Below are 21,384 nucleotides of genomic sequence, written 5' to 3' on the forward strand. Positions count from 1 at the left end.
CCGGCGCCTCGCCTTTTATTCGCAGCGCGGAGACGGGGCCGTGGACAAGATCGTCGATTGGTTCAGCATCTTCTGGCAGGAGTCGGCCGAGGGAACGGGCACCTATGCCTACACCCTTCTGCTCGGCCTTCAGTTGACCCTCGAAATTTCAGTAATCGCGGCGGTGGTGGCCTTCGTGGTGGGGTCCATCGTCGGCGTTTGCCGCACGCTGCCCTCGCCTCTCGTCCGGCGCCTGAGCGGCGCCTATGTCGAGTTTTTCCGTAACATCCCGCTCCTCGTCCAGTTGTTCCTCTGGTACTTCGTGCTGCCGGAGCTTCTCCCCCGCGATATCGGCATGTGGCTGAAGCAGGTGCCGCACTCGAACTTCTACACGGCGGCATTCGGGCTTGGCCTGTTTACGTCGTCGCGCGTGGCGGTGCAGCTTGCGGCGGCGATCACGTCCATGCCGCGCGGCCAGAAAATGGCGGCTACAGCGCTCGGCCTGACGACACGGCAGAGCTACACCAACGTGCTGCTGCCGATGGCCTATCGCATCGTGTTTCCGCCGCTGACGTCGGAGCTTCTCAATCTCATCAAGAACTCGTCGGTCGCGCTGACCATCGGCGTAGCGGAACTCACGCAGAGCGCGCGCAACATGGACAGCTACACGTTTCAGACGTTCCAGGCGTTCACGGCGGCGACGCTGATCTACCTCGTACTCAACATCACGATAACAGCGGTCATGCGGCGGATAGAGCACGGCGTCTCCGTCCCCGGCATGCTCGTGGCGAAGTGAGGCGGCGATGTTCTCGAACTTCGATTTTCAGGTCATCATCGACGCGCTGCCCTACCTCTTCCTCCAGGGCATGGTCTTTACCCTGAAGTTGACGATTCTCGCGGCGATTTTCGGCACTCTCTTCGGCACTGTGCTCGCACTGATGCGCCTTTCGGGCGTATGGCCGCTGCCGCAGATCGCGGGCGCCTATGTGAACTTCGTGCGGTCGCTGCCGTTGCTGCTCGTGATCTTCTGGTTCTTCTTCCTCGTGCCGTTCATCGCGCAGAAGATGGTCGGCTCGCCGCGCCCGATCCCCATCGATCCGTTCCTCACCGCGCTGATTACCTTCAGCCTGTTCGAGGCGGTGTTCTTCTCGGAGATCATGCGCGCGGGCATCCAGTCCCTGCCGAAGGGCCAGGTCGCGGCGGGCTATGCGCTCGGCCTCAGCTACACGCAGGTGATGCGGCGTATCGTTCTGCCGCAAGCCTTCCGCAACATGCTGCCGGTGCTGCTAACGCAGACCATCGTGCTGTTCCAGGACACCTCGCTCGTCTATGTGCTGTCGCTGAACGACTTCCTCGGCATCGCCGGTAAGATAGGCCAGCGCGACGGACGCCTCACGGAGATGTATATCTTCGCGGCGCTCGTCTATTTCCTCATTTCCTTCGCGGCCTCGCAGGCGGTCCGACGCTTGCAGGCGCACACGGCAATCATTCGGTAGGGCTTCCACTCATGACCACGGCAACGACAACGCCGAATTCGGCCGCGAAACAGTCCTCTGGCGCGCCCGTCATCCAGATGATCGGCGTCAGCAAATGGTACACGCCCGAATTTCAGGTGCTCGACGCCTGCTCGACATCGGTCCAGAAGGGTGAGGTTGTGGTCGTGTGCGGGCCGTCCGGCTCGGGCAAATCCACGCTCATCAAATGCGTGAACGCGCTCGAACCGTTCCAGCAAGGCGACATCTTCGTCGAGGGCGTTAAGGTCAACGACCGCACGACGAACCTGCCGAAACTGCGCTCGCGCATCGGCATGGTGTTCCAGAACTTCGAGCTTTTCCCGCATCTCACCATCATGGAAAACCTTACGCTCGCGCAGCGCAAGGTGCTGAAGCGCGGCAAGGACGAAGCCGACGCGAAGGCGCGGAAGCTGCTTCAACGCGTGGGCCTCTCCGATCAGGCGCCGAAATATCCGGGCCAGCTTTCGGGCGGCCAGCAGCAGCGCGTCGCCATCGCCCGTGCGCTCGCCATGGACCCGGTTGCGATGCTGTTCGACGAGCCGACATCCGCGCTCGACCCGGAAATGGTGAGCGAAGTGCTCGACGTGATGGTGGAGCTTGCGCGCGAGGGCATGACGATGATGGTCGTCACGCACGAAATGGGATTTGCGCGAAAGGTGGCGAATCGGGTTATATTCATGGACAAGGGTGCCATCGTCGAAGACGTGCCCACGGAAGAGTTTTTCGGCAGTCCGCGCTCGGAGCGCGCGCAACTCTTCCTCTCGAAAATCCTCTCGCATTGATGAAGCGGCAAAAGTTAACAGGCGTTAACCTTTATTAACAAGCGGTTAACGCCAGTCTGCCCACCACGAACCTACTTTTTCTTCTCTGGCCGCTGCGAAAGTGCGGACCCCGCCGCCGTTTTGGCCTTCTTGCTCGCCTCGCTCTTGCCTAGCACCTTGCCAGCGGCGGAGGCGGCCTTTTCACCAGTTTCGCCCGACGATTTTTCCTTGCTCGACTTTGCCATGAGATCCTCGGCTTCCGAAAGGGCGCGCCCGATTGCGCGACACCTTGGAAGACAACGCCCGGTGGGAACAGTCGTTCACGGATTTCCTGCGAAGATCGCGACGTTGCAGTTCGTTATGGATGGAATCTCGGCGCCACCGCCTCCCAGGGCGCACAGTCCCATTTCCGCAGTTGACACCGCGCCTCGCGGGGTGGACACCGAAGCCGATCTTGAAAAAGCGCGCGAAATCCTCGCAAGTGAAGACAGCGCGCCGCTTCGGCGAAACAGGTTAGAGTGATGACATCCATTTCAACGGCCGCGACGGCCACGCCCGCGAAGATCGCCTATCAGGGCGAGCCGGGCGCGAATTCGCATATTGCCTGCATCAATTTTGATCCGTCGCTCGAACCCTTTCCCTGCGCCACATTCGAGGAAGCGCTGCTAGCGGTGAAACACCGCGCGGTGCGCTATGCGCTGATCCCGGTGGAGAATTCGGTCGCGGGCCGGGTTGCGGACGTTCATTACCTCTTGCCGAATTCCGGCGTGCATGTCGTCGGCGAGCATTTCGAGCGCATCTATCACCAGCTCATGGCGCTGCCCGGCGTGGACCTGTCCACGCTGAAGACGGTCCACAGCCATACTCAGGCACTCGGCCAGTGCCGCAGCGCGATCCAGAAGCTTGGCCTGCGGCCTGTGCCCGAGGCCGACACTGCCGGGTCCGCGCGCATGGTGGCTGAGGAGGGCGATCCGACCAAGGCGGCCATCGCCTCGAAGCTCGCCGCCGATATCTATGGGCTGCGCATCCTGAAAAGCGACATCGAGGACGCGGCGCACAATACCACGCGCTTTCTCGCACTCGCGGATGAAGCGGTGATGCCCGCGTCGGGCAATGGCCCCACGCTGACCACTTTTGTCTTCCGCGTCCGCAACGTGCCTGCCGCGCTTTACAAGGCGCTCGGGGGCTTCGCGACGAACGGCGTGAACATGACGAAGCTCGAATCCTATCAGCCGGAAGGCAGCTTCAGCGCCACGATGTTCTATGCAGACGTTGAGGGCCATCCCGAGGATCGCCCGCTCAAGCTTTCACTTGAGGAACTGGCGTTCTATTCGACAGAGGTCGTTGTGCTCGGCACCTATCCCGCGAGCCCGTTCCGCGACACGCTGAAGAAATTGCCGTTGGACGAACCGCGCGCGCTGTTCTCCGCGCGATAGACACGCGTTAATCGGCTGAAGCCGCGCGAATCGGCGGCTATTCTGCCGTCGCGTTATTCCTGATGCTGATTTGCGGCCGGGACGTCGATGGCTGCACGCAGAGCGTTGCGCGCCCGCGAGAGCCGTGATTTCACCGTTCCGACGGAAATATTCAACACCGACGCCGCTTCCTCGTAGCGAAGGCCTTCCACCGCGATCAGCATCAGCACCTCTCGATGATCCTCCGTGAGGTCGAGAAATGCGTTCTGCACCTCGGACAGGACGAGGTGATTGAGCTGCTGCGGCGCGCTGTAAAGCGGCGCATCCCTCTCAAGCCCGTTGCGATAGGCGATGTCGTGTTGAGCGCGCCGCTTGTCGTTTCGGAAAACGTTTTTCAGAATAACGAAAAGCCACGCGCGTAAATTGGTGCCGGGTTGCCACGACCCGATGTTTGCGATGGCGCGCGCGAGACACTCCTGCACGAGGTCGTCGGAATAATCGGCATCGCGCGTCATGTAGCGCGCGAAACGGCGCAGGCGCGGGATCTCTGCCTTCATCGCTGCGATAGTGTCGGTCGTTACGTCGCGATTATCGGGCATCTGGAATAAGCATTTCTTCTACCTACAATAGATATAAGTGCCGAGTGTTAAGAAAGTAAGGCTTCGGCTTTGCGTGGCCGACACTACTGGAACGATCATCTCTCGCGTCGTGTTGCAACTCACAAACCGCTGAACACTGAGTTAAGGGCGCACACCGCACCGCTCCGGCGTTATGGGAGAGAAATCATGGCGAATGTCACACTGGAAAACCGCGACACCGACGGTCAATCCACGCAGCCACACGGAATTGAAACATCAAATCTCCCCGATCCGGAAGCTCTGCCGGAGCTTCGCATTTATAGCCGATCGACCATTTTCTATTGGTGGCCGATCTGGCTTAGCGGTTACATCGCAGCGCTGATAACCTATCTCGGCGGAGAAAAGGTTGCGCTTTCCAACGGCACCGAGATCTTCGTTCATCCCAACACCGGGCTCGGCCTGACTTTCGTGGTGATTCTGGCGCTGGTCATGATGCTGACGAACGTCAAACTTCGGGGCATATACTCCGTCGTGTTCATTTTGGCGGCCGCATTCATGACGGTTCTGCTTGGTTGGCTTGGATGGTGGGACCGGATCTTCGCGTTCATCCCGCAACTAACCGTCTTCATGAATTTCGGCTTCTACTTTATATTGTCAACCCTGCTCCTCGGCATATGGCTGGCGCGTTTACTGGTGTTCGACAAGCTCGTGTTCTGGCGTGTCCGCCCCGGTCAGCTCACGGCCGAACACGTGATCGGCGGCGGCGAGCAAAGCTTCGACACCCGTGGCATGTTGTTCGAGCAGCGGAGCGACGACTTCTTCCGCCACAAGATCCTCGGCCTGGGATCGGCGGACTTGCTTCTGATGACGACTGGCGCGCGAAAGGAGGAAATCGACATCCCGAACGTCCTCTTCGCCGACCGCAAGATCAAGGCGATGCAACGGCTCATCGCGATCAAGCCTGACGAAGCGTTGGCGCATACGATCAAGCATTGATCGGCTCGCGTTCCAGGGCATCGGGCAGGCCGCAGCGATGGGGCGAACGCCAAGAGCCAACGGTGCCGTCAATCTACAAGACAAAAGCGGCCAAAAGGCCGCTTTCCATTGGTCGCAGCTTGATCGGCGCGAGCCGTCAATGCTTGAAGCTGAAACGCTGTTTTGGCGCTTGTTCCGGTTCCAGCTCACGGTCGAACCCGAAATCCGGGGGGAGAGGAATGTCGTTGCGCGGATCCGGCGGAGGTAGCGCAGTATCCGCCATGTAGCTGCGCGGGTTGGGCGTGGATCGTTGCGCACCGACCGGCGTCAAAGGCGCTGGCTGCGTGCTCACGTTCGAATTTATCGCCGTCTGGCCGACCGCCGACCACTGGCTTGCACCGAACCAGACCTGCACGAGTTGATGTTCATCCTCGGTGAGCTTCACCCCGGCATGATGGCACTTCGCCAGTACGAAATCGCGATAGGCGCGCGCCACGGCCGCCGGTGAGCGGGTGTGTTCGAGCCAGGGGTCGATTTCGTCCACCGCGTCGAGCACGAAGGACACGTCTTTCATCGCCACGCGGAGCCCCTCCCGCGTGGCCCGCTCGACGACAGCTTGCGCCGTCTTCACGGGGGCAAATCCGCGCTCCTGCACCTCGGTGGCGATCAGCGTGAACAGCATCTGATATTCGCTCGGCGGAAGCGGCGGCGCTTTGCATGCATCATAAATGCGCGTGATCGATGTTTGCAGTTCCGCGAGCTTCGAAGACCCCGTTTCCTGCGGCTGAGGCTGCGGAGCGGGCTGCCGGTCCACAAGCTTCTGCGGGGCGGGTTGCAGCGACGCAACTTCGACGCGCTCCTCAAGCCGGTGTCTCGTAGGATCGTAGACGAAATGCGGCGGCTTGTCCGTGAGCCGGTAGTTGTCCGGCAGCGTCGCATTGAGGAAGTTCAGGAACCCGCCAGAGCCCGCCCAATTGGTGCCAAGCGTCTTGGCGTGGCCAAGGATTTTTTGCGCGCGATCCGCCAGATAGGCGATCGGCACGGGCTTTTCCGAGGATTGAACCACATCGAGAACGAGATTCAGGATCTCGGCGCCGATGGACTGGAAGTCCTCGATCAGGGATTGCACCGCCGAATTGGCATGGGACGACGGCCTGCGCTTTGCCGGCTCCATATTGTAGCCGCTGTAGTTCGGCGCGGCGGGGATTGCCTGCGCGGGTGCCCCATACGCAGGTGAAGGCGCGGGTATCGCCTGGGCGGGCGCGCCATAGCCTTGAAATGACGGATGCCCGTTGAACCCGGTTTGCGGCGCGGCCGGCAGTGATGCCGCCGGTGCGGTTGGAAGAGTGGCCGGTGGCGGATACGAGCGGTTCTGCTCATAGCCCTGTTGCCTTGCGCCGTCATAGCCGAGACGCGGCGTGCGATCCTGCCCGATCATTGGCGCGTCGCCCGCGCTCTCGCCGAGAAGGAAGGCGATCATATCGCGCTCTTCGATCCAGCCGTCGCTGAACGCCTTGTAGATGTCGGCTGTGCTTTCATTCGCGTAGACCACCGTGCGGCGGTCGTGCGAGCGAAGGTGATGCAGAACCGGCGTGAAATCGGCGTCGCCCGAAAGGACGATAAACTCCCCGAACCGCGTCGGATGCTCCAGAAAGTCGCGGATGTCGCACGCGATCTTGATATCGGTGCCGTTCTTGAACTGGTTGGACAGCGGCTGGCAATCCACCACTTCAAGCCCCGCCATCATGAAATTCACGCGGACATCGGCGAAGTTGTGAGGATCGTGAGGCCCGCCACGGCTGATGAGCTTGCGGCCCGGATTGCCGTAGCAGCGCGCCACGGCGAATCGCCGCCGCACGTAATCCGAATGCGACTTGAAGCGGACAAGGCCGCCTGTTGCGATTCGAGCCATCCATTCAGCCGGATTTCGGGCGAATCGCCCCGCGGCCTCCTCGCTCTGGCGTCGCAAGGATAGATACACGTTGTCGAAATCGACGAACAACGCGGAAAGGCAGACCTCCGCGGACCCCGGAATCATAGCTCTATACCCCGCTCGGACCATCGTCTGCCAACATGACCCCTCAAACCGGCACACGATAGTTTATTTAAATTTATGGCCACTTAGCAAGGCTCCTGCTCAGCCTTGCCTTAACTCTGGCCATTCACATTTCGGAATCGCGACGCGAATTTTAAAGCGGGCTCCTTGCCCTGATCGAGCCTCGTCCGCATTCGAGGCCCGAAATCCCTCTGTCGCTCACGCCACTCCGACAAGATAAGGCATTAAATGGTAAACGGCCCCCCCGCGCAAGCCCAACCTCCGCGCGCGGAGCTTATCCACATGGTGTGGAACAGGGGGGCTGAAAACTTCCGGCTGCGGCACATCTTCTATTGACCCGCTTTTGAAAGCTCCGGCTGTACGCCAACATGTTCTTGCGCAGGGCATTCGGTTTTGCGCTCCGCCGACGGCACTTCGACCCTGAATACAAGCGCATAGAGAGCTGGCAGAAACGTCATCGTGAGAGCTGTCGCGGCGAGGATTCCGCCCATCATCGCCGCCGCCATCGGCCCCCAGAACGACGACTCCGCCAGCGGAATGAGCGCCAGCACGGCCGCCGTCGCCGTCAGCATGATCGGGCGGAAGCGTCGCACCGCCGAGCCGACGATGGCATTATAGGTGTCGATCCCCGAGGCGAGATCCTGCTGGATCTGATCCACAAGGATCACCGTGTTGCGCATGATGATGCCAGCGAGCGCGATCACGCCCAGGATCGCGACGAAGCCGAAGGGCATCTGCGTCACGACAAGCGCGAAGGATGCACCTATGATGCCGAGCGGCGCCGTTACCAGCACCAGCATCGTGTGCGAGAAGCTCTGTAATTGCACCATGAGCAGGACGAGGATCGCGATCGCGAGGATCGGCACCTTTGCTGCGATCGAGGCTTGACCCTTGCCCGATTCCTCGATGCCGCCCTGCATTTCTATGCGGTAGCCGAGCGGCAGGCTTGCGCGGAGCGGTGCCAGATCCTTGTAGATGGCGGTGACGACATCGACGGACTGAACGCCATCGGGGATCTGCCCGCGGACGGTGATGGTCGGCAAACGGTCGCGCCGCCATTCGACCCCCGGTTCAAACACAAGCCGCGCCGTTGCGACCTGCGAGACGGGCACGGCCGCGCCCGATGCGGTCTTGACGTAAGCGTTTTCCACCGCTGTGAGCAGGCCGCGCGTGCGATCCGGCTCGCGCAGCACCACGCCGATGGTCTGGTCCTTCTCGCGGAACTCCGTGAGCGTGCTGCCGGACAGCACCGTTTGCAGCGTCTGGCGCACCGCGTTCGAGGTCACGCCGATTGCGCGCGCACGGTCCTGATCGATGTCGAGTTGCAGTGTCGGCGCAGGTTCAAGCCAGTTGTCGTGCAAATTGAAGACGAGCGGATGCGCGGCGGCGGCCTTCGTCACTTCATTCGCGATACGGCGCACCTCCGCACGGTCGGGCCCCTGCACACGGAGCTGGATCGCCCAGCCCACCGGCGGCCCCAGCGTCAGCGGCTCTACCTTGAAGCGAACATTCGGAAATTCCGCCGACAGCAACGCGCGGGTCCGGTTGACCACCGCATCGCGCATTGCCGTGCCTTCGGTGTTCTTTGGCAAAACGAGAAACTGCGTGAAATTCTTGGTTTGAAGCTGCTGGTCGAGGGGGAGGAAAAAGCGCGGCGCGCCCTCGCCCACGAAGGCCGTGAAGGTCGCCACGTCGGGATCGGCGAGCAGCTTCTGTTCGAGCTTCTTCGCAGCCGCATCGGTTTCGGCGTATGATGAGCCCTCGGGAAGCCAGAGATCGACGAGAATTTCGGGGCGGTCCGAGCCGGGGAAGAACGATTTCGGGACGAACGCAAAACAGATGAGCGCCAGGATGAAGGTTGCAGCGGTGATCGAAACGACCTTCCTGCGATGCAGGATGCAAAACGCGATTGCCGCGCGAAGCCGTCGATATAGGGGTGTATCGTAAACGTCGTGATGCTCCGGGCTCTCCACCGGGCGATGGCGCAGCATCGTGTAACCGATATAGGGCGTGAAATAGACAGCCGCCAGCCACGAGATGGTGAGCGAAAGGCCAACAACCCAGAAAAGTGAATTCACATATTCGCCCGCCGTACTCGCCGCAAAGCCCACCGGAATGAAGCCCGCTGTCGTAATCAACGTCCCCGTCAGCATGGGAAAGGCCGTCGACGTATAGGCGAAAGATGCGGCGCGCTCCTTGTCGAAGCCTTCGTCGAGCTTCCGCTCCATCATCTCGACCGCGATCATCGCATCGTCGACGAGAAGGCCAAGCGCGATGATCAGCGCGCCGAGCGAGATGCGCTGTAGGTCGATGCCGATGATGAACATGGCGAGAAACGTCGCGGCGAGCACGAGCGGGATCGTCATCGCGACGACCACGCCAGCGCGCCAACCAAGCGCCAACAACGAAACCGCGAGCACGATCAGCAGCGCTTCGCCGAGCGCCTTGAGGAATTCCCCGATGGCTTTCGTCACAACGGCGGGCTGATCGGAAATCTTCGTGAACGTCACGCCAACGGGCAATTCGTTGTGAATCTGTGCAAGCGCGACTTCGAGCGTCTTGCCGACTTCGACCACATTGTAGCCGTTCGCCATGACGACGCCGAGCATCACGGCTCCATTGCCGTCGTGGCGGATGCGGGCAACCGGCGGATCTTCGAGGCCGCGCTTTATCTCGGCGATATCGCCGAGGCGGACGGTTTGCGTTCCCGCGCGAAGGCGAAGCTCGCGGATTTCATCGACGCTTATGATCGAACCCTGCACGTCGAGGCGAACCGAGCGCTCGCTCGTCTGCACCGACCCGGCGGGTGCCTGACTGTTTTGCCCATCGAGCGCCGCCTTGATGTCTTGAACGGAAATGTTGCGCTCCGCCAGAACCCGCGACGGAATTTCGATATAGACCTTTTCCGGCTGCACGCCGAGCAGGTCTACCTTGCCGACGCCCTGGACGCGTAGCAGGATATCACGTGCGCTTTTCGCAAAGTCGCGCAGTTCCGGGTACGAGAAGCCCTTCCCTTCGATGGCGTACAGCGCGAGGTAAGTGTCGCCGAACTCGTCGTTGAAGAACGGTCCAACCACGCCCGCGGGCATGGTCTGCTTGATGTCGCCGATCTTCTTGCGCACCTGATAGAACGCGTCGGGCACGTCTCGGCTTCGGGCATCGCCGCGCAACTCCACGAACACCACCGCGCTACCCGGATGGGTGTAGGACTGCACGTATTCTATGTGCGGCGTTTCCTGGAGCTTGGTTTCGATCTTGTCGACCACCTGCTCCTGCATCTCACGCACGGACGCGCCCGGCCATTCGACCTGAACGACCATCATTCGGAATTGGAAGTCCGGGTCTTCTTTCTGGCCGAGGTTCAAAAGGGCGTAAATGCCTGTCGCCAGGATGAGCACCAGAAGGAAGCGCGTCAGGCTTCCGTGGCGGATCGCCCATGCGGAAAGGTTGAAGCCGCCGTCGTCTTTGTGCTCCGAAGAAGCACGCGGGTTGGAAGGTTCCATGTCGCCGGTCTCGATGTCTGTTCAATAGGTTCGCGAGCCGCGGGCGGCGACCGTTGGGGAGAAGTCGGGCGAAAGACGCACTTTCATGCCGTCCGTCAGAAACTGGATGCCGCCGCTGACCACGATTTCGCCGGGAACGAGGCCGGATTTGATGCGCACGCCATCCTCTGCCACGCCACCGAGTGTAACTTCGCGGCGCTTCACCATTTCGCGCTCCTTGTCCGCGACGTACACAATTGGCTTGCCGCCATCCTCGGTGAGGGCGGTCAGCGGCACGACGACGGGCGGCGTTGCTTCCTGAACGCGGAATGCGACGGACGTCGTCATACCGAGGCGCATTTCCGGTGTTGGATGCGCGATCGTCACGCGAACGGCATAAGTGCGCGAGCCCGTGTCCGCGGCGCTGGCGATCTCGCGAATTTTGCCGTCGCTGCTCACGTCCGGCGCGGCCCAGAGCGCGATGCGGGCATTTTCTCCGACGCTCAGCCGTGCGATCTCGTTCTCCGGCACAGCGGCTGTAACCTCGATGGAGTCCGCGAGCGCGAGAGAAATCACCGCCTGGCCCGCGCTCACCACCTGTCCCGGCTCGGCGCGCACCGTTGTCACGACGCCGTCCTTGTCGGCGACGAGAAGCGCATAGCTTGTTGCGTTCGCGGCCTGATCGAACTGATCCTTCGCGGAGGTGTAGGCCGCCGTTGCGGCGTCGTATTCCAGCTTCCTCTGATCGTAGACCGCCTTCGCGATGAAGCCTTTCGGCAGGAGATAAGCGGCGCGGTCGAAAGCATCCTTCGCGACGTCTACCCGCGCTTTCGCGCTTTGAACGCTGGCGCGCGCGCTGTTCTCCGCGAGCTTCAGGTCTATTTCGTCGAGGCGCGCGATCTTCTGGCCCGCTTTCATCTTGTCGCCGATATTCACGAAGCGTTCGACGATCTTGCCAGCGACGCGGAAGCCGAGCTGGCTTTCGATGCGCGGCGCGATCACGCCGGAATAGGTGAGCGTGCGCTCGGCGGATGGCGCCTGGACCACGAAAGTCTTGACCGGGCGGACGGGTTGCGCCGCCTCCTTTTTGTCGCCGCATGCCGCAAGCGCGAGCGGCACGAGGAGAACCGCCATGACACCGCAAACGCGGCGGCGGGTGAGAGATGACAAATTTTCATAATCGTCATTCGAGAACAGCATAGGTCCAGCCTTTCCTGCTTTTTAGCCTAAGCCCTCAGGGCTGCCAGGACGAACGCGGCCATATCGGTGGCCGAGGGTGTCGTTGGGTTTGATCCGAATTGCGCGACGACGACCGGGTGCGAACAGACGATGATGGCGCCGACAACACTCCGCGCCGCCAACTCGGGGTCTTGTGCCCGAAATTCGCCCGACGCAATGCCGCTCGCGATGATTTCGGCGACCATCTCGTCGATGAAGCGCAGGTGTGGCTCGATCACATCCCACTGCTGATCCATGGCGACCACCACCATGTCGTGGACTTTCCTGTCATTTATGAGCGTGTCGCGCGTGTGAGCGGAGAGATGCTCGATAAACCGCGTAAGGCGTTCGCTTGCCGTACCGCTACTGGCGACCACGCGCAGGCCGGCCTGCAACTTCGCGATGATGCGCGCGCAGATCGCCTCGTTGATCTCGGCCTTGGATCCGAAGTACCTGTAAATGTTGGCGGGCGACATGCCGCATGCATCGGCGATGTCGGCGACCGTCGTCTTCAAATAGCCGAAATGCCGAAAGAGACGCTCGGCCTCGCTCAGGATGCGATCGCGCGTCGTTTCAGCCGTTGAGGCTTGCGCTGCCATGACCTTTTTACTCTGCGCCTGATTAGTGACGAAAAATGATATTCATCACTAATCAAAAATTCCGCAGATGGCAATGTTGTTCCGGGCGTGCGCCGATTCGGGATAAGTCTCGACCCGTTTTGTTCTAACCTATCGAGAAATCGCTTCGTTAGCGATTTTTCGCGGGTTGAAACGTTTGAGCTGCCAACACGCTATTGGATGTTTTCGGCGCCTGAGTGGCCGACACTGCGGCCGACGGCTTCGGGCGAACCATGGCAATGGAGACGCCGTCGAGCAACCATCGCCGAGAGGTTGCATCGGCGCGCAATCACCCTCGCGTAATTTACGCAACTTTAAGCGTTGTTGTGTTGTATTAATCACAACCTGCGCGTGCGTTTGTGTTGTATCCACAGGTTACCTTCGCAACTATGGACACCGGTCTGAAAACGCAAAAAGCCCCGCCGAAGCGGGGCTTTCAAGAACGCCGACCTTGGTCGGCATGGGTCGGCGGCTGCCGATCCTTGGGCTTTGCGATTAACGCAGCTGCAGGCGAGCCGCGCCCGCGCCGATGGCGAGACCGGTCTGCGCCTTCACGCTGACCGGCTGAAGCGAAACGGTGCGGCTGCTGCCGCCGACGAGCACGTTCGCGCCCGCGCCGATGCCCACCGAGACATCAGCCGATGCGCCAACATAGTCGCCGCGCAGCGCGTGGCGGCGCAGGCTCGTCGGAGCATAGACGGCCCACACGAGAACCGCCTTATCGCGGATGCCGACATCGGGTCCGAGCCGGTCGATCTTCGCGACGTAGTTTTCACGATGGCCGTATGCGCTGGTGAAGACGCAACGCGCTTCCTGCGAGGAGCCGACGAAGATGCCCTGCGAAGGCGCCGTGAAGCAGCGGAGCACACCGGCGCGCACACCGGCGTCGGCAGCCGTGGTCATTCCGAGCGCGATTGCTGCGCCCGAAAATAAAGTTACAAGTTTATTCATGGATATTCTCCCTCCATATTCGTACCCCACCTTCAAACTCCAGCTATGCGGCGAAGTTCCGGCAAAGCGATGACGGGGCCGAATCGGACTAAATGACAGGAACGACATAAAAGCTGCTATTTGAGTCGCAGCACTGTGGTCCACAACAAAGTTGTAGCAGAATATTTCTGGTTGCTATATTTTAGCTATACTATCTAAGGTTGCTGTCGCCGACGCGCGCAAGGAACGCCCGCCGCAGAACCTGCGCCACCCGGTCCATCTCGCGGAGCGGTTCGTAAGACCAGTTTTCGATACGGCCATCGAACATCCGAACGCGCCCGCTCCCTTCGAGCCGTTGCACGAACTCCCCGAACTTGTTGCGGCCGTCCTCGCGCCCGCGCCTGAACGGCAGGCGGGCGATATGGACCGGCTTCCCCGTGCTCGCCGCCTCGGTGATCATGTTGATGGAGTCGCACGTCACCACGAAAGCGTCCGCGTGTGCCAGCATCCCGAGATAGGGGTTCGCGCCGTGCTGGCCGTCATAGATGTACGCGCCGGTGCCCACCAGGACTTCGGCGAGCGCCGCCATATTGGCCTCGCCCGTGCGGCGCGAGCCGCTGACGAGAAGGCCGAAGCCTTGGGCGGCAACCGCTGCGAGCTGATCGCCCAGCGCGCGCATGTCCTCCGGGCGCAGGTCGTAGCGGGAATTCACGCCGCCGATCAGCACCGCCACGCGAGGGCTCGGGATCGCTGCGAACGCGTCCACCCACCGCGGCGCCTCGGCCGCGAGCCGCTGCTCGGTCATGATGTGCAGCGAGCCGTCCATCGTGACGATATTGTCGCCGGTCACGCCGTCATGCCACGGCACCACGATGCGGTCGAACGCGCCGCGCCGGACGACAGGGTCCTGGATCTGCACCGTGAAGGTGTGCCCCTTGCTCGCCTCGCGCAGATATATGAGAGGCAGCGCGCCGGGACGTCCGGTCGCGATTGCGATCTCGGGCCACGGTGCTTCGAGCGATGCGCCGCTGCTGCTGAAGGCAAAGCGCTTGAACGCGGTGACATATGGGCTGGCGATGCGCCACGGCTTGCGCAAGACGACACGTTTCAGCGCCGGCTGAAGCCCCATCGCTTCCGCGAGCCCGAGCGATTGATTTTCGAGGCCGGGGCGCCCGTCGCCGATAACCCAGCAGCTTGGCAGTGGATGCGGCCAGGAAAGGCTGGCTTCGGCGGTTGGGACAGTCGTTTCGTTCATGGCGTTTGCTCGCTACGTTCTCCGTGCGGCTCGACCCGCACAAGGGATCGGCGACACCCGGAACGCCGGATGCATGAATAGATCAGCGCGCCGACGCTCTAGCACGCACGGTCCACGGCGTAAACGGGTGGGCAATCGCAGGCTCTTCAACCCGACGCAAGGTCGGCTTCGTATAGCCGTCACTGGCGAGCCGAGCCTCCGCCAGAGGCGCGGGCTGTGCAATTGGAGTTGATGCACCGCGCCGTCTCGGCTATCGAGCGCGAGAGCAAGAGTGGAGTTGTGCCGATGGTTTCGGTCGAGGAAGCGGCGTTTCGCGAGAAGGCAAACCCTTCGTCGCGGCCCCTTGGCGGGAACGTGGCGGGCGGGAACCTCGCGCTCACGCTCGGCCTGATCGCCGTCGCTGGCTTGCTCATAGCGCGCTTCGTCCTCGCCGCCACGACCGAACTCGCGGAAGACGAAGCCTATTACTGTATGTGGTCGAAGCATCTGGCCGCCGGATATTACGACCACCCCGCCATGATCGCATGGTGGATACGCGCGGGCACAGAGATCTTCGGCGATACGGCTTTCGGCGTGCGCTTCGTCGGTCTCCTGAGCACGGTCGCCGGATCATACCTTCTATGGCGCGCGAGCCTTGCCTTGTTCGCCGACCGCGCGGCCGCGCTTTTCGCCGTCGTGTGGATGAACGCGACCATCCTTTCCGCCGCCGCCGGTATCGTCGCGACGCCCGACACACCACTCGCCTTCTTTGCGACCTGCGTGCTGTTCGCGATCGCGAAGCTCGTCGAAACGGGGCGGGGCGCATGGTGGCTTGCCATCGGCGCGGCGCTCGGCCTTGCCTTCATGAGCAAATACACCGCCACGTTGCTGCTGCCCGGCCTGTTCCTCTGGATGGTCGGCACGCGCGAAGGCCGCCGCTGGTTCCTGCGCCCCGAGCCCTATCTCGGAGCGGTGATTGCGCTCGTCGCCATCGCCCCGGTCGTCTGGTGGAATTACGTGCATGACTGGGCGTCCTTCGCGAAGCAGGCCGCGCACGGCGTCAAGGACAAGCCCGCCAACGCCATCGCGAGCATCGGTGAGCTGCTCGGCGGACAGGCCGGTTTGGCGACACCGCTCATCTTTCTCTTCTGCCTTTGGGGAAGTTTCTACGCGCTCGCACGCGGATTGCGGCGCGGCGATGCGCGGTGGCTGCTGCTCGGCGGGATCGCCGCCCCGATGTGGGCATTCTTCATCGTCCACGCCGCGAGCCAGAAGATCCAGCCGAACTGGCCAGGGCTTGTGTATCCCTTCGCGATCCTCGCGGCCGTGCATGGCGGGCTTGCGGTGCTGGGTCATCGCCGTGCGCCGGTGCTTCGCGTCGCCTTCATCGCCGCTCCGTTCGTCGGCGTGGCATTCACACTTGTTGCCTTGCTCCAGCTCGGCACGGGCGCGATTCCCATCGAAGGGAAGAAAGACCCAACGGCGCGCATGAAAGGCTGGGCGACGCTTGGCGTGGACATCGACCGTCTTCGGCGTGAGCACGGCGCGGGCCTCGTGCTGACGGATCGTTATGCCATCACGGGCGAACTCGCCTTCTACGGCATGGGTGCAGAGGGCGTGGCGCAGATCAACGACCGCATCCGTTATGCAAATTTTCCGCCGCCCGATGAGGCCCGGCTGAAAGACGCGCCGGCGCTGCTGGTGCTCAAGGCGGGATCGCAGGCCAAGACTTCGCTGCCGTTCGATAGCGCTGTTCAAATAGGTACGGTCACGCGACCGGGCGGATTGCGGCCCCGCGACGCTTATGCTGTATTCCTTCTCAGCGGATATCGCGGCGGCCTCTTCGCCTGCAATCCGACGACCAAACGGGGCGAGACATGCAGCCAGATGTGACTGAAGCGCGGCGCATCGAGGCCGCGCCGGCGATTGCCAAGGGACCGGATCTCACCGTCATCGCGCCAACCTTCAACGAGCGCGAGAATGTCGAGCCGCTCATTGCGAAGCTCGCCGCCGCGCTGGACGGTGTCCACTGGGAAGTCATCTTCGTCGATGACGACTCGCACGACGGCACAGCCGCACGTGTGCGCGAAGTCGCCCGCCGCGATTCCCGCGTGCGCTGCGTTCAGCGCCTCGGGCGGCGCGGGCTGACATCCGCCTGCGCGGAAGCCGTCCTCGCATCCTCCGCATCCTACGTTGCGATCATCGACGCCGACTTGCAGCACGACGAGACGCTGCTTCCGCGCATGCTCGAACTCTTGCGGCGGGAGCCGGAAACGGATGTTGTGATCGGCAGCCGCTACACCGAAAAGAGCCTGTCCGAAGGGTTCACGCGCGTGCGGCAGGCGATGAGCTACATCGCCACGCGCCTCGCGCAGACCATCCTTCGCGCGAAGCTTTCAGACCCCGTGTCCGGCTTCTTCATGGCGAAGCGCGAAGTCTTCGAAGGCTCGATCCGAAGCCTCTCCGGCATCGGCAACAAGATCCTCGTGGATGTGTTCGCGTCGTCGCCGCGACCGCTGAAGTTCAAGGAACTCGCATACCAGTTCAAGGCGCGCCTCCACGGCGAGAGCAAGCTCGATACGCTGACCGTGTGGGAATACCTCGTGTTGCTCGCCGACAAGAGCCTCGGGCGCATTGTGCCGGTGCGCTTCCTTCTGTTCAGCCTCGTCGGCTTCAGCGGCGTGCTCGTGCATCTCGGAGTGTTGCGCGCGGCCCTCGTCGCAACGCCGCTTTCATTCGCAACCTCGCAGGCTCTCGCAACCCTTGTCGCCGCCGTCTCGAATTTCTTCCTCAACAACTGGCTCACCTACCGCGATAAGCGCCTGACCGGCTGGCAGGTCATCCCCGGGCTGATAACCTTCCTGCTGGCATGCAGTGTCGGCGCGGTCGTGAATGTAGCGTTCGCGGAAACGGTCTTCGAACTGACGGAGCTGTGGTGGCTGGCGGGCATCGCGGGCGCGGCGGTCAGCGCCGTGTTGAACTATGCGACGACGTCAATCTTCACCTGGCGGAAGCGGTAGCGGCGCGCGCAAAATGGCCGGGACGAGCGCCCGGCCTTCTGTCTCTTTAAACGGCGGTGTGAACCCCGCGCATCAAGCCGCTAGGCTGAACGGGCGGTCGTTGATGATCAGCCCGTCCGAACCCGCCGTGATGCGCACGGTGTCGCCATCCTTCACCGCACCCGCAAGGATCAGCTCCGAAAGCGGATCCTGCACCGCGCGCTGGATGACGCGCTTCAGCGGCCGCGCGCCATAAGCCGGCTCATAGCCGCGATTCGCGAGCCACGTCCGCGCCTTTTCGTCCATTTCAAGCACGATCTTGCGCTCGTCGAGGAGCTTCTGCAGACGCTTGAGCTGGATGTCCACGATCGCGCCCATCTCGTCGCGGCGCAGCCTGTGGAACAGCAGGATGTCGTCGATACGGTTCAGGAACTCCGGCCGGAAGTGCGATCGCACCACGGCCATCACCTGCGCGCGCACCTCGGCTTCGCTCTCGCCCTCCGGCTGGTTCACGAGATATTCCGAGCCGAGGTTCGACGTCATGATGATGATCGTGTTGCGGAAATCGACCGTGCGGCCCTGCCCGTCCGTAAGGCGGCCATCGTCGAGCACTTGGAGCAGCACGTTGAACACGTCCGGGTGCGCCTTCTCGATCTCGTCGAACAGCACGACCTGATACGGCCTGCGGCGGACGGCTTCGGTCAGCGCGCCGCCTTCCTCGTAGCCGACATAGCCGGGAGGCGCGCCGATGAGCCGGGCGACGGAGTGCTTCTCCATGTATTCCGACATGTCGATGCGCACCATGGCGCTCTCGTCGTCGAACAGGAAGGCAGCAAGCGCGCGTGAAAGCTCGGTCTTGCCGACGCCGGTCGGCCCGAGGAACATGAACGAGCCGATGGGCCGGTTCGGGTCTTGCAATCCCGCCCGCGCGCGCCGCACAGCGGTCGCGACAGAGCGCACCGCCTCTTCCTGGCCGATCACGCGCTTGGCGACTTCGTCCTCCATGCGGAGCAGCTTGTCCTTCTCGCCCTGGAGCATCTTTTCAACCGGGATGCCCGTCCAGCGCGACACGACGCCCGCGATGTGGTCCGGCGTGACCGCCTCTTCGACCATGCCGGGCTTGCCTTCGCCCGCGGTTTCCATCGCCTTGAGCTTCTTCTCAAGATCGGGGATGACGCCGTAGGACAGTTCGCCAGCGCGCGCGAGGTTGCCCTTGCGCTGTGCCTGCTCAAGCTCGTTGCGGGCGGTGTCGAGTTCTTCCTTCACCTTCTGCGAGGAGGCGAGCTTGTCCTTCTCCTCCTTCCAGCGCCGCGTGAGGGAATCCGACTTCTCTTCGAGATCCGCGAGATCCTTCTGAAGGCGCGCGAGACGATCCTTCGACGCGGCGTCGCTTTCCTTCTTCAGCGCCTCGCGCTCGATCTTGAGCTGAATGATGCGCCGGTCGAGTTCGTCGAGTTCCTCGGGCTTCGAATCTACCTGCATGCGAAGACGGCTCGCCGCCTCGTCCATCAGGTCGATGGCCTTGTCGGGCAGGAAGCGGTCCGTGATGTAGCGGTTCGACAGCGTTGCCGCCGCGACCAGCGCCGAGTCGGTGATGCGCACGCCGTGATGAAGCTCGTACTTCTCCTTGAGGCCGCGCAGGATGGAGATGGTGTCCTCCACCGTCGGCTCGCTCACGAATACGGGCTGGAAGCGACGGGCGAGCGCCGCGTCCTTCTCGATGTATTTGCGGTATTCGTCGAGCGTGGTCGCGCCGACACAGTGCAGCTCGCCGCGCGCGAGCGCAGGCTTTAGCAAATTCGAGGCGTCCATCGCGCCCTCGGCCTTGCCCGCGCCGACCAGCGTGTGAAGCTCGTCGATGAACAGGACAACGCCGCCTGCCGCCGCCGTAATCTCCGAAAGAACGGCCTTGAGGCGCTCCTCGAACTCGCCGCGATATTTCGCGCCCGCGATCAGCGCGCCCATGTCGAGCGCGAGCAGCTTCTTGTCGCGTAAGGATTCCGGCACGTCGCCGTTGACAATGCGCAGCGCAAGCCCTTCCGCGATGGCGGTCTTGCCGACGCCCGGCTCGCCGATCAGCACCGGATTGTTCTTCGTGCGGCGCGAAAGCACCTGAATGGTGCGGCGGATTTCCTCGTCGCGGCCGATCACGGGGTCGAGCTGGCCCTTCGCCGCCGCATCGGTGAGGTCGCGGGCGTAGCGCTTGAGCGCGTCGTAAGCCTGCTCGGCGGAAGCGCTATCGGCGGTGCGGCCCTTGCGCAGATCGTTGATCGCGGCGTTAAGGCCAGTCGGCGTGGCGCCCGACTCGGCGAGAATTTTTGAGGTCTGCGCGTCCTTCTCCATCGCGAGCGCAAGCAGAAGGCGCTCCACCGTGATGAAGCTGTCGCCCGACTTTTCAGCGATTTTCTCGGCCTGATCGAGGACGCGCGCCAGTTCCGGCGCGATGTAGATCTGGCCCGCGCCCTGCCCCGATACCTTCGGTATCTTGGCGAGCGCCTGCTCAACGCGCGCCAGCGCATCTTCGGGGCGGCCGCCCGACTTGGCGATCAACCCCGCGGCGAGGCCCTCGCTGTCGTCCAGCAAGACTTTCAGAAGGTGTTCGGGCGTAAGTCTTTGATGTCCTTCGCGCAGGGCGAGCGACTGCGCGGACTGGAAGAAACCTTTCGAACGGTCGGTCAGTTTCTCGAAATTCATGGTAGCCTCGGTGGCTGCAATGCACAGCCGCGTATCTGGACAGGAAGCATGTTGATGCCGTCATATATGGCAGCATCAATCGTCAAAAAAAGGCTTCAGGCGCTCGCATGTCCGCTACGCCCAAGATAGTTTCACTGGTCCATTATCCCATGAAAGGGATGAACGGGATCGACGCGCCGAAGGCAGACTTAACACCGGGTGAAGGCATTCCTTTCGACCGGATCTATGCCATCGAGAACGGCAGCCACGCTTTCGACACGCTGCACCCGAAATGGTTCCCCAAGCTGCACTTCCTGCAACTGATGCGAAGCGAGCGGTTGGCAAGCCTGCGCCTCGCCTTCGACGAGGACAGTCATACGCTCACGCTGTTCCGCGATGGGCGACAAGTCGCGCGAGGCACGCTGAAGACCAAGCTCGGCCGTCAGATGATCGAGCAGTTTCTCGCGGCCTACATGAAGGACGATCTGAAGGGGCCGCCCCGCATCGTGCATGCGGACGGCCATCAGTTTACGGACATCTCCGCGAAGGCGCTCCATCTCGTCAATCTGGAGACGGTGCGCGACGTTTCCCGCGTCATCGGCGTGGATCTCGACCCGGCGCGTTTCCGTGCGAACCTATATTTCGAGGGCGTGCCCGCGTGGGAAGAGCGGCATTGGGTTGGCAAGACGCTCACCTGCGGCGGCGCCGAACTTGAGGTGTTTGCGGAAACCGCGCGATGCGAGGCGACGAGCGTCGACCCGACGACGGCGCAGCGCGGCATTTCGATCCCGGCGGCGCTGCAAAGCACATGGGGCCACAAGAACCTCGGGCTTTACGCGAAGGTTACGCGCGGCGGCACGGTCGGCGTTGGCGACACCCTCGCGCTCGTTTGAAGTACACCGCGCCCGCCACGCGCGACGCCCTTGCACCCGGCAAAGAAAGCGCGACATACG

17 protein-coding genes are annotated in these 21,384 nt (G+C 62.4%); 8 read left to right on the forward strand and 9 right to left on the reverse strand.

All coding sequences use genetic code 11. The features are described 5' to 3' along the window. The first annotated feature begins 40 nt into the window (after positions 1–40). From RVAN_RS13655 to RVAN_RS13665, 3 genes are all read left to right on the forward strand, one after another. A complete protein-coding gene (locus RVAN_RS13655; RefSeq protein WP_013420296.1) occupies positions 41–775 on the forward strand; it encodes an amino acid ABC transporter permease in 735 nt (244 codons plus the stop codon). Between the two features lie 7 nt (positions 776–782). Further along, the gene (locus tag RVAN_RS13660; RefSeq protein ID WP_013420297.1) at positions 783–1,475 is read left to right on the forward strand and encodes an amino acid ABC transporter permease; all 693 of its coding nucleotides are present in this window, start codon (positions 783–785) and stop codon (positions 1,473–1,475) included. Positions 1,476–1,552: 77 nt separating this feature from the next. Next, positions 1,553–2,275, forward strand: a complete 723-nt coding sequence (locus RVAN_RS13665; RefSeq protein ID WP_041789236.1) for an ATP-binding cassette domain-containing protein — start codon at positions 1,553–1,555, stop codon at positions 2,273–2,275. Between the two features lie 71 nt (positions 2,276–2,346). Here the strand turns inward: RVAN_RS13665 and RVAN_RS20530 are convergent, their stop codons facing one another. Continuing rightward, positions 2,347–2,499, reverse strand: a complete 153-nt coding sequence (locus tag RVAN_RS20530) for a hypothetical protein (protein WP_013420299.1) — start codon at positions 2,497–2,499, stop codon at positions 2,347–2,349. Between the two features lie 276 nt (positions 2,500–2,775). Between RVAN_RS20530 and RVAN_RS13670 the strand changes: the two genes are divergently transcribed. Further along, positions 2,776–3,690, forward strand: a complete 915-nt coding sequence (locus RVAN_RS13670) for a prephenate dehydratase (protein ID WP_013420300.1) — start codon at positions 2,776–2,778, stop codon at positions 3,688–3,690. 53 nt (positions 3,691–3,743) lie between these two features. Here the strand turns inward: RVAN_RS13670 and RVAN_RS13675 are convergent, their stop codons facing one another. Beyond that, positions 3,744–4,268: a sigma-70 family RNA polymerase sigma factor gene (locus tag RVAN_RS13675; protein WP_013420301.1), complete on the reverse strand. Its 525-nt coding sequence runs from the start codon at positions 4,266–4,268 to the stop codon at positions 3,744–3,746. A gap of 186 nt (positions 4,269–4,454) precedes the next feature. Between RVAN_RS13675 and RVAN_RS13680 the strand changes: the two genes are divergently transcribed. Continuing rightward, positions 4,455–5,243, forward strand: a complete 789-nt coding sequence (locus tag RVAN_RS13680) for a hypothetical protein (RefSeq protein WP_013420302.1) — start codon at positions 4,455–4,457, stop codon at positions 5,241–5,243. Between the two features lie 136 nt (positions 5,244–5,379). Here RVAN_RS13680 and RVAN_RS19125 read toward each other — a convergent pair whose 3' ends face one another. From RVAN_RS19125 to RVAN_RS13710, 6 genes are all read right to left on the reverse strand, one after another. Further along, positions 5,380–7,284 (reverse strand): NYN domain-containing protein, encoded by a 1,905-nt coding sequence (locus RVAN_RS19125; protein ID WP_081449478.1) that lies wholly within the window; start codon positions 7,282–7,284, stop codon positions 5,380–5,382. 323 nt (positions 7,285–7,607) lie between these two features. After that, positions 7,608–10,781: an efflux RND transporter permease subunit gene (locus RVAN_RS13690; protein ID WP_013420305.1), complete on the reverse strand. Its 3,174-nt coding sequence runs from the start codon at positions 10,779–10,781 to the stop codon at positions 7,608–7,610. A gap of 21 nt (positions 10,782–10,802) precedes the next feature. Continuing rightward, complete coding sequence (locus RVAN_RS13695) at positions 10,803–11,960, reverse strand: efflux RND transporter periplasmic adaptor subunit (RefSeq protein WP_013420306.1); 1,158 nt, start codon at positions 11,958–11,960, stop codon at positions 10,803–10,805. A gap of 26 nt (positions 11,961–11,986) precedes the next feature. Further along, positions 11,987–12,577, reverse strand: coding sequence for a TetR/AcrR family transcriptional regulator (locus RVAN_RS13700; RefSeq protein ID WP_013420307.1), 591 nt, complete (start codon positions 12,575–12,577; stop codon positions 11,987–11,989). Positions 12,578–13,090: 513 nt separating this feature from the next. Then, positions 13,091–13,546, reverse strand: a complete 456-nt coding sequence (locus RVAN_RS13705; RefSeq protein WP_013420308.1) for a DUF992 domain-containing protein — start codon at positions 13,544–13,546, stop codon at positions 13,091–13,093. A 190-nt stretch (positions 13,547–13,736) separates the two neighbouring features. After that, positions 13,737–14,780, reverse strand: coding sequence for a mitochondrial fission ELM1 family protein (locus tag RVAN_RS13710; RefSeq protein WP_013420309.1), 1,044 nt, complete (start codon positions 14,778–14,780; stop codon positions 13,737–13,739). A 216-nt stretch (positions 14,781–14,996) separates the two neighbouring features. On the opposite strand from RVAN_RS13710, the gene RVAN_RS13715 reads away from it, so the two are divergent. After that, entirely contained in the window at positions 14,997–16,652 is a 1,656-nt protein-coding gene (locus RVAN_RS13715) for an ArnT family glycosyltransferase (RefSeq protein WP_169309556.1), read from the forward strand. Next, positions 16,637–17,779 (forward strand): glycosyltransferase, encoded by a 1,143-nt coding sequence (locus tag RVAN_RS13720; protein ID WP_013420311.1) that lies wholly within the window; start codon positions 16,637–16,639, stop codon positions 17,777–17,779. The genes RVAN_RS13715 and RVAN_RS13720 overlap by 16 nt, the downstream gene beginning before the upstream one ends. Before the next feature lie 72 nt (positions 17,780–17,851). Here RVAN_RS13720 and clpB read toward each other — a convergent pair whose 3' ends face one another. Further along, positions 17,852–20,452 (reverse strand): ATP-dependent chaperone ClpB, encoded by a 2,601-nt coding sequence (clpB, locus tag RVAN_RS13725; RefSeq protein ID WP_013420312.1) that lies wholly within the window; start codon positions 20,450–20,452, stop codon positions 17,852–17,854. A gap of 107 nt (positions 20,453–20,559) precedes the next feature. Here clpB and RVAN_RS13730 point away from each other — a divergent pair, with 107 nt between their 5' ends. Further along, positions 20,560–21,324: an MOSC domain-containing protein gene (locus RVAN_RS13730; RefSeq protein WP_013420313.1), complete on the forward strand. Its 765-nt coding sequence runs from the start codon at positions 20,560–20,562 to the stop codon at positions 21,322–21,324. Positions 21,325–21,384 lie beyond the last annotated feature (60 nt).

The organism is Rhodomicrobium vannielii ATCC 17100 (assembly GCF_000166055.1).
GTDB classification, from domain to species: Bacteria; Pseudomonadota; Alphaproteobacteria; order Rhizobiales; family Rhodomicrobiaceae; genus Rhodomicrobium; species Rhodomicrobium vannielii.